We start from the raw sequence: 14290 nt of genomic DNA on the forward strand, positions 1-14290 counted from the left end.
TTGGGTCTTTAAATGTATTTTTGATTAATCCTATGTATTCCCCAATCGACTCATTGCTCATGCAACAGACTTGGTGGCGCAGCCCAAACCGGCGGCGTCAGGATTAAACATAGGTAAAATCATATCTTCCGGGCCGCCATAAGGCGGCCTTTGTGTATCTGTACGTCTTATGGCTCCGGCAATCTCAAGGAGAACAAGATGAAACAGATCATACTCACAGGCGACAGACCCACAGGCAAACTGCATATCGGCCACTATGTCGGTTCGCTCAGGCAAAGAGTCCAGGTTCAGGACGAATTCGATCAGAACGTAATGATCGCCGACTATCAGGCTTTGACCGACAACGGCCATAACCCGGCCAAGGTGACCGACAATATTCTCGAAGTCATGGCCGACTACCTGGCGGCCGGGTTGGATCCGGCCAAGACACGTTTTTGCCTGCAAAGCGCGCTACCTGCGCTGTCGGAACTCACCTGCATCTACTTGAACTTGGTGACGGTTGCCCGGCTTGAGCGCAATCCCACAGTCAAGGCGGAGATCCAGCAAAAAGGCTTTGAGCGCAGCCTTCCGGCGGGTTTTCTGGTCTACCCCGCCAGTCAGACCGCCGATATTACCGCCTTTCGCGCCACTCATGTGCCTGTGGGTGAAGATCAGTTGCCCATGCTGGAGCAAAGCAATGAAATCGTCCGTCGCTTCAACAATCTGGTGGGGGCTGAAGTGCTCAAGGAGTGTCAGGCAATTCTCAGTGACACAGGCCGCCTCCCAGGCCTCGACGGCAAGGCCAAGATGTCCAAATCCCTTGGCAACACCATAGAACTGGGAATGAGCAGTGACGAACTCAAGCAAGCGGTGTTTTCCATGTATACGGATCCCAACCATCTGAGGGTGGAAGATCCGGGCAGAGTCGAGGGCAATACGGTGTTCAGTTATCTCGATGCTTTCCACCCGGACAAGGCGCTGGTAGCCGAGCTCAAGGCCCATTATCGCCGAGGAGGCCTCGGGGACATGAAGTGCAAACGGATACTCAATGACTGCCTGCAGGAGTTACTCGCGCCCATGCGTGAACGGCGCAGTCAGGCTATGGCAGACAAGGGGCAACTGCTGGCGATACTGCAGCGGGGCACGGAAGAAGCCAGAGCCATCAGTGATGCCGTACTGCAAGATGTCAAAGCCGCCATGGGACTTAATCTGTTTCGCTAACCAATGGGTCACTCAGCTGTACTAGCTCAGCCCAAGGGGCCATAAGCCCGCCCCTTGGCTGAGCCTCTCGCAGCGCAATCGGTCGGATTTTTCACCGGCCGGCATTGCCCGCCAAGATGCAACACACTGTCCCTGTCTGAGTGACTAATCCTGGCATGACTATAGGGTTAAAATAACCAAGTACAGCGATATTCCCTCTGTAATACCCCTTAAGGCATTAAATCCGACTGGCTTGAACCAGCTGAATCTGACCACTTGGTTTGCTTTTACCAGCAAATACAGTTTGGTTTGCATTCGGCTTGGCACAGACTAACAGTTCCATTTTTTAGAAAATTAACTCGCTTTTATTGCGATATTTTTTCTAATTTTACGGATTTAAACTGCCGACATTGATTCGAGAGGCAGAAACGAGATGAAACACTCACAGAGACTATTCCCCCTGCTTACACTCATGCTCAGCTTGATATTGCCGGGCAGTTTATTGCCGGGCAGTTTATTGCCGGGAGATGCCAACGCCGCCGAACAGGGCGTGGCAATCAACTATATCCATGGCGAAGGCCAGGCCAACGGTATCAAACTGGCTTATCAGCTGTATCTGGATACCCTGAAACCTATCAGTGAAGATTTGGAACTGACCCTGGAAGCCAGTATCAACTTTTGGGAATACGGCGAGGATAACCAGCATGATGTCAATCATGTGCTGGCCATGTCACCCATATTGAGATACCCGCTGATGAGGGGGCAATGGCTGGACTTTTATCTCGAGGCCGGGATCGGCTTTGCCCTCTTGGATGACAGCCAATTTGCCGGTAAGGATGTCGGCTCACACTATCAGTTTGAAGACAGATTGGGCTTTGCCTTCAAATTTGGCCGTCAGCGCAAACAGACTGTCTCCATCACCTACCTGCATTATTCCAATGCCGGCCTCAGCAAGCCCAACCCAGGGCTCAACTTTGTCAACCTGGCCTACAGCTACCGCTTCTAACCCCCCTTTTAGGGAGTCGGGCCAATCAATTTACCGGATGATTGGCCCGAAAATAGGTCCACTCTTCCACAATGCTGCCATCCGGCAGGTGACAATAGCCTACAGTGCCCTTTTGTTCCTGAACCAGCTCCAGCTTACCGCCGGATTCGACACAAAATACCGCTGCCGGATTAGGGCTTCCCACAGTATCTTTCAGACTCTCGGACTCGGTTTTTGCCGCCTCTTCAGAGCAGCCCGCCAACAGCAACAGAGTGCCCACAGTCATTACAGTTAATACTCGCATCTTGGCTCCTTACTCAGTCCCTTGGGCGCGCTCAATTGCCGCCGCAGACTTTCCAGTATCAGCTCAAACAAACTCCAAGCTACAAGGAGATAGCAAGGTCTGCAAGCGAATGAGTCACTTATCCAAGTTAATGATTTGAAAGTTATGAATATTGTTAAAAGTAAGCAGCAATTTTTGCCAGGCAGATCGTGATTTTTCCAATTTGATCAGGCTTGTTTTTTGGTGTTTGACAGTAAAGCGGGTAAAGTGTCGCGGTTATCACCTTTTTTGATACAAGGCATTAGCCTGCGATTGATAAAAGACCTACAAACATAATAATACAGACAAGGGAAGAGTATGAGCGACTCCAACTCCTGTGCGGGCAATGACCTGCGCGAAGTCAAGCAACTGGGGATGTGGGCTTCCATCGCCAGTTTAAGCTATATCTTCTGGCTGGTCGGCGGCATGGAACTGGTTGAACGTATCGCCTACTACGGCGTTAAGGCCAGTGCCGGACTCTATGCCAAGGCACCGGCTTCCGAAGGTGGCCTAGGTATCAGCCTCAGCGACTACGGTATCATTATTTCAGTCTGGGCCTTACTGCAGACCTTTGTGCCGGTATTTACCGGCGGGATCTCAGATAGGGTGGGCTACAAAGAGACCATCTTTGCCTCAACTATTATCAAGATCTGTGGCTACCTCTGTATGGCCTTCTTCCCCAGCTTCTGGGGCTTTTTGTTCGGCGCCATGTTGCTGGCGGCCGGCACCGGCATCTTCAAACCCGGCATCCAGGGAACGCTGGTGCTGTCCACCAACCGTAACAACACCTCCATGGCCTGGGGTATCTTCTATCAGGTTGTGAATATCGGTGGCTTCCTTGGTCCCTTGGTGGCAGTGCATATGCGGCAGCTGTCCTGGGACAATGTGTTCTACGCCTGCGCCGCCATTATCTCGCTCAACTTCCTGTTCCTGCTGACGTACAAAGAGCCGGGTAAAGAGCAACGCCTGGAACGGCAACGTAAGATCAAGTCCGGCGAACTCAAGCAGGAAATGCTATGGAAAGATGCCTGGAGCGAGCTGAAAAAGCCGGTAGTCATTTACTATATGCTGGTGTTCTCCGGCTTCTGGTTCCTGTTCAACTCCCTGTTTGACGTGCTGCCTATTCATATCGCCGAATGGGTGGATACCAGCGTGATTGTCACCAGCCTGTTTGGTCCTGAAGGCACCAGCAACGGCATACTGCAATTCTGGCTCGGGTTGAACAACGAAGGCACCAAGGTCATGCCGGAAGGCATGCTCAACCTCAACGCGGGTCTGATTATGACCAGCTGCTTCCTGATAGCCGCCCTGACCGCCAAGTACCGCATCACCAGCGCCATGCTGGCCGGCTGTCTGCTGTCTATATTTGCCTTTGTGTTGATCGGTGCCACCCATGCGGCCTGGTTTATCGTGTTGGCTATCGCCATGTTCTCCCTCGGCGAAATGATGATAAGTCCCAAGAAGAATGAGTTTATGGGCAATATCGCCCCCGAAGGCAAGAAGGCCATGTACCTCGGCTTTGTGATGTTGCCACAGGGCATAGGCTGGGGCCTGGAAGGCTATTTCGGCCCCAAACTCTATGAAATCTTTGCCTCCAAAGAGATCTTCTCCCGTGAGATGCTGCTGGATAAGGGTATGTCACAGAACGACGTGGCCGCCATTCCGCAGGGGGAAGCCTTTCATAAACTGGTTGAGTTCACCGGCCAAAGTGGCCGCGAGCTGACCGAGATCCTCTACCAGAGCCACAACATAGGCATGGCCTGGTACATCATAGGCGCCATAGGCACCATTTCCGCCGTCGGCATCTATATCTACGGTAAGTGGCTGCTGAGAATGCAGCAGGCCCAAGCCTGATTTGATACGCCACCTCAGGGTGGCGTTTTTATATATTGATTGTGAATGAGAGCTTGATCCCGCCAAGGGAACGGGCCAAAGTCTATGCTTAAAATAGCCATAAATAGAATGCAACTATTTGTATCCAAGGAAGTCTTATGCTTTTTAACCATCGTCTTCACCGGCAGATAGATTCATTGAAACAACGGCTCGAGGAACAGGGCCAGCAGCACCAGGCGACACTGGAGCAATTGCAGTTGCAACTGGGGCAGCTCAAACAGGAAAGGGACCAGGCACTGGCGCAAAACCGCGACTTCGCCGCCATGCTGGCCTGCCAGAACCAGGGCGGGCTTATGTTGCAATCGGTACGCGAGGCCATGGCCGAAGACGCCGGACGTCTGCTTGAGGAGCAAGGTAAGCTGGAGCAGCTCAACGCCCTGTTCGAGCAAACCCGCAGCGCCGTTGCCAGGCTGGGAGAGCGAGCCCATCTGCTCAGTTCACAGTCACAGCATAGTCTGGGGACAGTGGCGCAGCTGGATACCAGTACCCAAAGCATCAGCCAGTTTGTCAGCGCCATTCAGGGTATTTCGGCACAGACCAACCTGTTGGCGCTCAATGCAGCCATCGAAGCCGCACGCGCCGGAGAGGCTGGTCGCGGCTTTGCCGTGGTGGCCGATGAAGTCCGGCAGTTGGCGGCCAAGGCCAGTGACGCCAGCCAACAGATAGAGCAGTTGGTGCAGCAGATCATCACTCAGTCGGAAAGCATACGAACTCTGACAGATGACAACCAAGGCTGCGCCGATGAAGTGGCCAGCTCGGCGGTACAGATAGACACTGTGGTCACTCAGGTGTTGGCGCAATCGGCGCAGATGCAGCAGGTGATCAGCCATGCCGCGACTGTGTCTTTCCTCAACACCACCAAGCTGGATCATGCGGTATGGAAGCAGAATATCTATGAACTGCTGCAAAACCAGTGTTTTGATCAGCCGGTAAACAGCCACCATGACTGCCGTTTGGGTAAGTGGTACTACGAAGGACAAGGCGCCAGCCTCTATAGCTCACTCCCGGGGTTCCGCGAGTTGGAAGCGCCGCATGCATTGGTGCACGAGAGTGGCCGCCTGGCGCTGGAACACGCCGCAGCCGGCGACACCACAGAGCAGGTAATGGCGCTGCAACGGATGGAAGATGCCAGTATGCAGGTGGTGCAGGCCATAGATAGCATTATCGCCGCAGTTCAGTAGCCGTCAGTAAAATCGTCAGTAAGCGACCGACTCCACCTCTTCCCGGGTCAACTCTCTGGCTTCGCCCTCGGCCAGAGAGTCATCCAACACTATCTGAGCTATCTGGCTGCGATGCAGCGCCAGTACAGGGTTACGAAAGCGGCCGAACATGCGTTTTATCTGGTGATATTTGCCCTCAGTGAGTATCACCTCGGCCTCATGGCTTGCCAAAATTCTCAGTTCGGCCGGCGCTGTGATGACGTTTTCAAACTCAAAGAAAAATCCGCCCCTGAAAGCCTCGATATAAGTGTCATCCATCGGATTGGCCAGACGCACCCGATAACGCTTGGCTTTACTCGATGAAGGCAGGGTCAACGCCTGGGTCCAGCGGCTGTCATTACTGAGCAGCACCAGCCCGGTACTCTGCTTATCCAGGCGGCCGGCGATATGCAGCCCCGGCACCAACGCCGCCGGGGGCAGGCAGTCGAGCACGGTTTTATGCTCGGGATCTTGGGTGGCGCTCACTACTCCGGCAGGCTTGTTCAACATCCAGTAGACAGGGTTTTGCCGCTGCAGCCATTGCTCATCGAGACGAATATGACTGAACTCATGGATAAGTCTGTCTGCGGCAAACACCTGCTCGTCATCGAGCCAAACTCGGCCATCGGCAAGTAATTGCCTGGCCTGTTTGCGGGGAATATTCAGCTGCCCGGCGAGAAACCTGTCCAGTCGCCCCCTCTTACTGCGCATCGTTTAAGGCGCCTTTAGCTTCAATCCGATAAGCACAGCGACGTGAACCATCCAGAATGTGTTCGCGGCGACTGACTTCCACCTCAGGCCCCAGCAGCTGCCGGAACAATGCCAGCTCAGAGCGACAAAAGTTCTGGCAACTCGTGGCCGCCGCACAAATAGGACAATGGTTTTCCAGCAGCCAAAAGCCGGTACTGTCCACTTCAATCTGCGCCATATAGCCTTCACGGCTTCGGATCTCGGCCAGGCATTCCAGCTTATCGGCCAGGGAAGCGGCAGCGGCCATCTGGCTCGAATAGCTCTCGAGGCTTTGCTGCTCCCTGTGACTGATGAGTTTATCCAAGCCCTCGTCACCAAAGACCTGACGCACTGAAGTTATCAGCTGCAGGCTCAGCTCATCGTGACGGTCGGCAAACAGCGAGCGACTCTGCTCGGTCAGCGTCCAATAACGCGCAGGTCTGCCGCGGCCTTCGGCCCTGTCTTCAGTCCGCACCAGCCCCTCGGCTTCAAGGGCTTGCAGATGTTGACGCACCCCCATACTGGTCAGCCCCAGCTCTGCGGCCAAGCTCTGGGCCGTCTGGGCTCCGTTCAACTTGAGAATGTCGACTATCTTGTCTGTGGTCTTCATGGCACCTCCAGCGCTGATTATGCCCGGTTCAGGACGCCGCATCCAGAATAAATAAACTTTTTTGTTTATTTTATCTTTACATTATTAAGTAAAGCACATACCTTATAAAACAATAAATAAACAAAAAGGTTTACTTAACATGAAATACCTAGTCGTCAGCGCCAGCCAACGTTTCCAATCCCAGAGTGCCAAGGTCGCAGAATTCATCACCCGGGAAATAAAGACCAAGCAACTCGCGGAGGCGGAGCATTTGGAGCTCTGCGGTTTCAATCTTCCCTTCTGGGATGGTGAGCAACAAAACAAGGGCGCCGACTGGCAACGGATAGAAGCCAAGGTGACAGCAGCCGATGCTCTGGTGCTTATCACTCCGGAATGGGGCGGCATGGCGACACCTTTGTTGAAGAACTTTCTGCTGATGTGTGACAGCCAACATACGGCCCATAAGCCTGTGCTGCTGGTTGCAGTTGTCTCAGGCATAAGCGGCGCCTATCCCATCAGTGAATTGAGAATGAACGCCATGAAAAACAACAAACTGGTGGCCGTTCCGGATCATTTGATCGTCCGCGATGTCGAGAAAATGCTCAACCCCGAATGCGACAGCATCCGCGATGCCAGATTAAGAGAAAGGATCGGTTATAGCCTGCATATGTTGGCCCAGTATGCAGCAGCACTGGCACAGATACGTTTTGCCCACAGGGACGCCCCCTTTCCCAAACAACAGGAATATTGCTACGGCATGTAAACAAAGGCCCAAACAAGCAGTAAAAGGGACAATTATCAAGGAGAACGCAAATGATACAACTGGAACATCTGAACCTGGTGGTCGCAGACCTCCCCAAGACCCTGGATTTTTACCGCGCCGCCTTTCCTCACTGGCAGATCCGCTGCCAAGGAGAAGGAAGCTGGTATGGCAAGCCACGAAAATGGCTCCACTTCGGTGATGACTATCAATACCTGGCTTTCAGCGATAACGGTGAAGGCAATAACCGCGACTTGAGCGGTCATCAACCCGGGCTGGCCCACTTCGCCTTTGTCACTGCAGACATTGACGGGGTGATCAAGCGCCTGCAGGACGCAGGCTATAGCATAGATAAAGACGGTGCTGACGAGCCCTGGCGCCGCAATGTGTACTTTATCGACCCGGCCGGGTTTGAAGTGGAGTTTGTCCAGTACCTGAGCGACCTGCCAAAACAGCGCAATCGCCCAAGCTAAGGGCTGTCATAAATAACCTTACAGGCTCCCTCGCCTTCGCTCACTGGGTGGGGGAGCCGCCTTGATTCACTTCTTGGCAAACAGACTGTACAACCAGCCCAGGGTGACGGCACCTTGCCGTAAGACCGAATTCAAAGTAGACCGGCATAAAGACCCAAAAGCCGCTATTGACGGGCATTTCAAGAGCAAAAGGATCTGATGGCGTGGCGCGGTATGGCTAGACTTATACGAAGCCAATATTAGACTTGGCCTCGAGGATAGAGTCATGAGTGTATTTACACGCTTGCTGGCCGTTTCGGACGACAGTAACAGAGGAAAACTGGCCCTGAGAAAAGCGGTGCAACTGGCCAATGCCAGCCATGCCGAGCTCACACTGCTCAGAGTCAAAACCCCTAAATATCAGGGTATTGGTCAGTGGCTACAACAAAAAGTGCATCCACAGCCCTTGGTTTCCCATCTAAGGGAAAAGCGTCCACATTACCCATCGAGGGAACTGAACCTTTGCTTGAAGCAGTGTCAGGCCAAGGATCTGCCGACCGCCATTCTCACCGAGCTAAAACAGGCGCATTACGATCTGCTGTTGGTAGAACATCACAGCTACTCAGCCCTGCAGTGTGAATTGGGTCATACAGATGACTGGCAACTGCTGCAACGGGTGTCCCTGCCGGTGATGTTTGTCAGCGACTCTCCCTGGGAGCAACAAGGGTCGTTACTGGCGGCTTTGGAGCTGGATGAAGACACGGAAGATCATTCCCATTTCAATCACAGGTTGCTGCAACAGGCCTTTGATTTTGCCGGTTTGCTGCAACAAAGGCTGCATCTGCTCAACTGCTATCAGGAAGCGGACATCAGTATGGCCTTCGATAACCAGCAACCCGGCTGTCGCTCTCAGAAAGACAATCAGTGGCAAAAACTGCGGCAGGTCGCCAGACCTTTGGCCTTGAGTGACGAGCAGTTGCATCTGGCCAGCGGCATGCCGGATCATGTGGTACCGGAGGCCGCCCACAAATGGCACAGCAACATAGTAATCATGGGCGCGGCAGAGCACAGAGGGTTGCTGAGCGAACTCAACGGCCACGCCTCTGAGCAGATGCTCAATCAACTACAGTGCGATGTGCTGGCCTTAAAGCCCAGTTGTCCCTTGCTGCATTGAATCACTTAAGCGGCCGCCCACCATCGAGTGACAGAGTGCGGCCCGTCATATAACGGCTGGTCATCAGATACTTCACGGCGGCCAGCATCTCCTGCTCGCCGCCCTCTTTGGGCAATAATGCCTTGGCAAGCGCCTTTTGCCGGTAGGCGCTATCATCCTGCTTATTGAACAGCATCAGTGCCGGCGCTATGCCGTTGACCTTGACGCCCGGCGCCAACTTGGCGGCAAATGACAGGGTCAAATTATCCAGCGCCGCCTTACTGGCGGCATAGGCTATGTGCTTCTTACTGCCCTTCTGCGCCACATAGTCGCTGATATGAATGATATCCCGGCTGCCTATCTCATCAGTTTCCAGTAGCGGCGCCAGTGCCAGATTCAACTGATAGGGCACGGAGGCGTGGATCTGCATCATACTGTCAAAAACCTCTGCGGCATCTGTGTCAGGCTGCTCCGGCATCCAATCCGAGGCGTTGTGAATGATTGCCCGCAGAGACTCATGCTTGCTTTTTACATCGGCAATAAAGGCTTTGATCTCGCTATTTTGCAAGAGATCCACTCGATGCAACTCGGCGCCCGCGACCTTGAGCTCGTCGATGGCGGCGTAATGGCTGCGATAGGTGCCGATGAGTGGATAGCCCTGAGCCATCAAGTCCCTGGACATTGCCAGTCCCAGACGCTTTCCGACGCCGGTGATCAAAATAGGCTGCATGTGTTTTCCTTCCATTTGTCCGTTGCGCTATTGTTTCACGTTCGGCCGCACTCTGGCCAGTCTCGCCATCCGGGCCCAACAACTGAGTATCACCTCTTGGAAACCCTATTGAAAATAGACAGATAATCTTGATTAATCGGCAAAATGCCGACCAGCTCGCATATTGGGATTTCAATGCCCTGAATACTTGAATATCGCTTCAGGCTTCAATAATATCGCAACATTAAATAATAACTATTCTCAACAAGTCATATTCAACTACAAAGGTTACTCCCATGCGTATCAATCAGTTAATCCTGTTGGCAGCCCTGTTTACCCCTCTTGCCTTTAGTGCCGACAGCAAGTTCGGCGAACCGGTCGATCTGAATATCTTCGTGCCCATTTCCACATTGATGGCATCGCCGAATGACTATGTGGGTAAGGAGCTCACGGTAGAAGGCACCATAGTCTCAGTGTGCAGCAAGCGGGGCTGCTGGATGGAACTGGCAACCGACGACAGCTTTGATCGATTGAGAGTCAAGGTTCGCGACGGCGAGATGGTCTTTCCCGTCAGTGCCCGTGGGCAAAAAGCCTATGCTACCGGAGCGTTAGAGGCAATTGAGCTGGATCTCGAACAGACCCGCGCTTATCTCGGGCATCAGGCCCAGCAACACAACAAGCCCTTCGATCCTGAGTCCGTAACTCAAGCAGTGACTTTCTATCAGTTGCATCCATACGGAGTCGAAATCCGTGATGCTGAGTAACAAGCTGCGCAAAAGGATCCGTTTATTGCACAGAGACATAGGGTATCTGTGCATAGGCATGACTCTGGTGTATGCCATTTCGGGGATTGCCGTCAATCACATCAATGACTGGAACCCCAACTACCAGATAACCCAGAGTGAGAGCCGTGTCGAAGGGTTGAATCCTTCATTGGGTAACAGTGACATTCAAAGCCTGTTGAGCCGCCACTTTTCGCTGCAGGATAATATCCGCAGCGGTTATCGTGCCAGCGCCAATGAGTACCAAGTCTTTCTCAAAGATGGCAGCCAACTGAGCGCTAACCTGGTATCCGGCACAGTCTCGGCCGAGATGGTAAACAGCAGGCCATTACTGCAGGCACTCAATTATCTGCATCTTAACCATGCCCGTGACGCCTGGACCTGGATTGCCGACATCTATGCCGCCATGCTGCTGTTTTTGGCGCTATCGGCGCTGGTGATGTTGCGTAGTGGCAACCTGCTCAAGAGCCGCAAGACCTGGCTGGCGCTCACAGGCGTCCTGCTGCCTTTGCTGTTCATTCTGCTGCGCTAACGCACTCTGAGCACAAACGCTATCAGATAACAAAGAACCCGCTCATGGCCGGGTTCTTCTGTTTTCTGCCTCCTTGAAAGGCTTAGTGACCGAAACGGTATTCCACCCCCAGCCAATAGTTACGTCCCTCCTCGGGGAAGCCCTCACTATAGGCGTAGTTGCGGTCAAACAGATTGTTGACCGAGGCATTAACACTCAGCCCCTGCCAGATGCGATAGTCGAAGCGAATGCCGGTCACTCCGAAACCACTGGCGACCTGATTGCCATTTGAATTGCTGAGGCTGTCGCTGCGAGCTTCCTGACTCAGAATGATGTCCAGCTCCTCCAGCGGAGTCAGCTTAACCCAGGCAAAGAGTTGATGATCCGGCAGGCCGGTAACATCGAGCTGTTCATCCTCAACATCGGCGTGAATATAGCTGTAGCTCAGGCCAACACTGGCCCAATCGCTGAGATCACCATAAAGCCCCAGATCCAGCCCGCTGTAATCTACCCTGCCGCTGTTGCGGTTTTGGATAAGTGTCGGGGTGATGTTATGGGTCAAAATCGCATCGGACACCCGGTTATAGTAGACACTGCTGTCCAACTGCCAGTTAGTCGCCAATGTCGCCTTATAACTGAGCTCCAGGTTGGTCGCTCGCTCAGGCTCCAGATGCGGGTTGACTATGGCAGTTTGGCCATAGGCGGGCCTGAAAGTGGTGTAGCGTTCTTTCAGCGTCGGAAAGCGGCTACGCTGGGATAGAGACAGTTGCAGTGTATCCAGGTTTGCCAATTCATAGCGGGCCATCACTTGCCAGTTGAAGGCGTGCTGCGAGTTGTCTTCATAGCGGGTCAGGCTGCCATCCTTTTCATGCTTGTAGCCTTCAAGGCTCTTTCGGGAGTCGTAGCTGATGCCCCCAACCAGATCCAGGTTATCTCTCAGTGCCCATTGATACTCCACTGCCGCCGACAGGGTTCTATCCTTGTACTTGTCAAACTCCCCGTCAGGCTCCCCTTGCTCCTTGTGCAGGTCTTCCTTCCAGTGAGCGGCAAACGACAAGATGTCGTCTTTGCGCATATCGATACTGAGCTGCAGGCCGGCACCATTGCTGGCATCGTCATAATGACTGTAGGGGCCTTTTTGTTGCTGCAGGTTTTCCAGGCTCTTGTATATCCTCAGGGTGTTTTCAAATTCATCGCGATAGAGGCGACTGTGCAGCACAACTCCAGGGCTGAACTCTGTATAGCCGCTGTAGTAAAAGCTCTGTTTGTCGTACTGCGGCCATTGCCAATAGGTAGGGCGAATATCGGCTTCAGTGCCGGCATAGGGCGGACTGTTCTTTTCCCCTTCCTGGCGGATATAGGTAAAGATGTACTCGTCTGTTTCATTGGGAGTCAGACCAAATTTGGCGGTACCGCGGCTATCGCTGTATGCCGAGTTGACGCGTTTGCCGTCGCTGCCGGCGATCGGGTTGTCGTTGTCGTGGGACAGGCCGACAAAGTCTTTGTCCAGCTTGTTGCCGCTCAATTGGATAAAGCCCCAATCATTGCTGCCGGCCAGACTGGCATCCAGGCTATAACCGTTGTCCTCTCCGCGGGCCCAGCCTTGGGAGGCGTTCAGTTGTGCTTCAAAGCTCTTCTTGGGTCTGCGGGTCGTCAGGTTGATGGCACCGCCCATCATGTTCGGCCCCTGCAGCAAAGAGGCATAACCTTTAGAGACTTCCACCGAGGCCAGATCCGACGCCAGAAAACGCCCCAAGTCCAGATTGCCGTCATAAGGGATGTAAATCGGGATCCCATCAAAAAACAGCGGCACCTGCTTGCTGTCAAAACCCCGAACCTTAACCTGAACCTCGTTACGACGACCGGATTTTTGCAGGCTGACCCCGGGAATAATATTCAGCGCCTCGGCCACGTTTTGCTTGTTCAGCATCTTGATGGTGTCTTGATTGACGCTGTCCTGATTGGCGGCAACCGGGCTGCCCCAGACACTGATCCTTTCTATTTTGGTTTCGTTTTTATTCTCAGACTCAGCCACGCTGCCATCGGCAAGCGCCAGCGGAGAAGCCAGCATCAGCGGCAGAATAGAGTAATAGTGCTTTGGTTTCATACTACAGACCTTCAATACTCAATCGATGTATAAATTTTTATATATCGATTATTAAAAAAATACCCGGAGCTCGATGCGAGTCCGGGCAATAACTAATCAGACTCTGACTCAGGCCTGGGGTATCACATCCCAATAGACCATGGCCCAGCTGCGATCGCCGGTTCGCAGAGGTTTGCCCTGTTGCTTATGACTCTGGTAATACTCCTGCAACCGCAGTTTTTCGGCGTCATCCAGCGGCCCCAGCGACCAGGCAACGTTGTCTTCAAACTGGGCGTAACTCTCGGCCTGGTTCATGCAACCACTGGACTCGATGAACTCCACCTTGGGCTTAATGCCCATCTGCTGCAAAATATTCACCGCATACAGATAGTTCGGCAGAGTCACTAGCTTACGGCCTATGGCTTGAATAATGGCGGGATCGATAAAGGTTGAGCTGACGGTATGAGTGGTATAAACCCGCTTGCGGGCCTGGCGATTGAGCTTTTCCAGGGCACTCTTGAGGCAGCCCACCAGAGTCGAGCGCGACGCCACTGCGATATCACACACGGGGATGTCGCTCCAATCATCTTCCCAGGCTCTTTGGATAAGAGTGACATTACTCAAGCCTTCCGCATCTGCGCGGCGCTTGGCCACTTCCAACATGCCGCTGCTGTAATCCAGGCCATAGACGGCCTGCATCTTGTCGGCCAGCCCCAGACACACAGAGCCCGGGCCACAACCCATATCCAAAAGAGTGTCGCAATCACTCAAATCCATCAGCTTGAAAAAGCCCTCCAAGTAACTGTCCTTGGGTCTGGCGCAGTTTTCGGCCATCTTCTCGGCCCGTTTGTCCCAATGTTCGGCACTCTTGTGGGTGCGTTCCGCCCTTTGCAGGTGCTCGCGGTACATGGCGGCAAAGTCCAGCTCTTCTATTATCATGA

General features: G+C 53.3%; 15 protein-coding genes. 9 read left to right on the forward strand and 6 right to left on the reverse strand.

All coding sequences use genetic code 11. The annotated features are described in order from the left end of the window. The first annotated feature begins 198 nt into the window (after positions 1–198). A complete protein-coding gene (gene trpS, locus ON072_RS13995) occupies positions 199–1200 on the forward strand; it encodes a tryptophan--tRNA ligase (RefSeq protein ID WP_261752928.1) in 1002 nt (333 codons plus the stop codon). A 412-nt stretch (positions 1201–1612) separates the two neighbouring features. Then, positions 1613–2185: an acyloxyacyl hydrolase gene (locus ON072_RS14000; RefSeq protein WP_261752927.1), complete on the forward strand. Its 573-nt coding sequence runs from the start codon at positions 1613–1615 to the stop codon at positions 2183–2185. Between the two features lie 25 nt (positions 2186–2210). Here the strand turns inward: ON072_RS14000 and ON072_RS14005 are convergent, their stop codons facing one another. Continuing rightward, positions 2211–2468 carry a putative hemolysin gene (locus ON072_RS14005; RefSeq protein ID WP_025886927.1) on the reverse strand — a complete coding sequence of 86 codons (258 nt, stop codon included), beginning with the start codon at positions 2466–2468 and terminating at the stop codon, positions 2211–2213. Positions 2469–2804: 336 nt separating this feature from the next. Between ON072_RS14005 and ON072_RS14010 the strand changes: the two genes are divergently transcribed. Next, entirely contained in the window at positions 2805–4340 is a 1536-nt protein-coding gene (locus ON072_RS14010; protein ID WP_144135327.1) for an MFS transporter, read from the forward strand. Positions 4341–4477: 137 nt separating this feature from the next. Beyond that, positions 4478–5560, forward strand: a complete 1083-nt coding sequence (locus ON072_RS14015; protein ID WP_025886925.1) for a methyl-accepting chemotaxis protein — start codon at positions 4478–4480, stop codon at positions 5558–5560. A 15-nt stretch (positions 5561–5575) separates the two neighbouring features. Here the strand turns inward: ON072_RS14015 and ON072_RS14020 are convergent, their stop codons facing one another. Both ON072_RS14020 and ON072_RS14025 read right to left on the reverse strand, forming a co-directional pair. Continuing rightward, positions 5576–6289, reverse strand: coding sequence for a 16S rRNA pseudouridine(516) synthase (locus tag ON072_RS14020; protein WP_261752926.1), 714 nt, complete (start codon positions 6287–6289; stop codon positions 5576–5578). Then, positions 6279–6917 (reverse strand): helix-turn-helix transcriptional regulator, encoded by a 639-nt coding sequence (locus ON072_RS14025; RefSeq protein ID WP_117200354.1) that lies wholly within the window; start codon positions 6915–6917, stop codon positions 6279–6281. The genes ON072_RS14020 and ON072_RS14025 overlap by 11 nt, the downstream gene beginning before the upstream one ends. A 139-nt stretch (positions 6918–7056) precedes the next feature. Here ON072_RS14025 and ON072_RS14030 point away from each other — a divergent pair, with 139 nt between their 5' ends. The 3 genes from ON072_RS14030 (at position 7057) to ON072_RS14040 (ending at position 9282) form a co-directional block, all read left to right on the forward strand. Further along, on the forward strand, positions 7057–7659 hold the full coding sequence (locus ON072_RS14030) for an NADPH-dependent FMN reductase (RefSeq protein ID WP_028780205.1): 603 nt from the start codon (positions 7057–7059) through the stop codon (positions 7657–7659). A 50-nt stretch (positions 7660–7709) separates the two neighbouring features. After that, positions 7710–8129 (forward strand): VOC family protein, encoded by a 420-nt coding sequence (locus tag ON072_RS14035; protein WP_039033140.1) that lies wholly within the window; start codon positions 7710–7712, stop codon positions 8127–8129. 265 nt (positions 8130–8394) lie between these two features. Further along, a complete protein-coding gene (locus tag ON072_RS14040) occupies positions 8395–9282 on the forward strand; it encodes a universal stress protein (protein ID WP_115389165.1) in 888 nt (295 codons plus the stop codon). A 1-nt stretch (position 9283) separates the two neighbouring features. Here the strand turns inward: ON072_RS14040 and folM are convergent, their stop codons facing one another. Beyond that, positions 9284–9991 carry a dihydromonapterin reductase gene (gene folM / locus ON072_RS14045; protein WP_261752925.1) on the reverse strand — a complete coding sequence of 236 codons (708 nt, stop codon included), beginning with the start codon at positions 9989–9991 and terminating at the stop codon, positions 9284–9286. Between the two features lie 275 nt (positions 9992–10266). Here folM and ON072_RS14050 point away from each other — a divergent pair, with 275 nt between their 5' ends. Together ON072_RS14050 and ON072_RS14055 are read left to right on the forward strand one after the other, a co-directional pair. Further along, positions 10267–10734, forward strand: a complete 468-nt coding sequence (locus ON072_RS14050) for a DUF4920 domain-containing protein (RefSeq protein ID WP_025009997.1) — start codon at positions 10267–10269, stop codon at positions 10732–10734. Then, positions 10724–11284 carry a PepSY-associated TM helix domain-containing protein gene (locus tag ON072_RS14055; protein WP_243892328.1) on the forward strand — a complete coding sequence of 187 codons (561 nt, stop codon included), beginning with the start codon at positions 10724–10726 and terminating at the stop codon, positions 11282–11284. Before ON072_RS14050 ends, ON072_RS14055 begins: the two co-directional genes overlap by 11 nt. 82 nt (positions 11285–11366) lie before the next feature. On the opposite strand, the gene ON072_RS14060 is transcribed toward ON072_RS14055, so the two are convergent. Both ON072_RS14060 and ON072_RS14065 read right to left on the reverse strand, forming a co-directional pair. After that, complete coding sequence (locus tag ON072_RS14060) at positions 11367–13370, reverse strand: TonB-dependent receptor plug domain-containing protein (protein ID WP_221054773.1); 2004 nt, start codon at positions 13368–13370, stop codon at positions 11367–11369. 108 nt (positions 13371–13478) lie between these two features. After that, entirely contained in the window at positions 13479–14288 is an 810-nt protein-coding gene (locus tag ON072_RS14065) for a class I SAM-dependent methyltransferase (RefSeq protein ID WP_028780215.1), read from the reverse strand. Between the last annotated feature and the right edge of the window lie 2 nt (positions 14289–14290).

This window comes from Shewanella sp. K8, from assembly GCF_028823715.1.
Taxonomy (GTDB): Bacteria; Pseudomonadota; Gammaproteobacteria; order Enterobacterales; family Shewanellaceae; genus Shewanella; species Shewanella algae.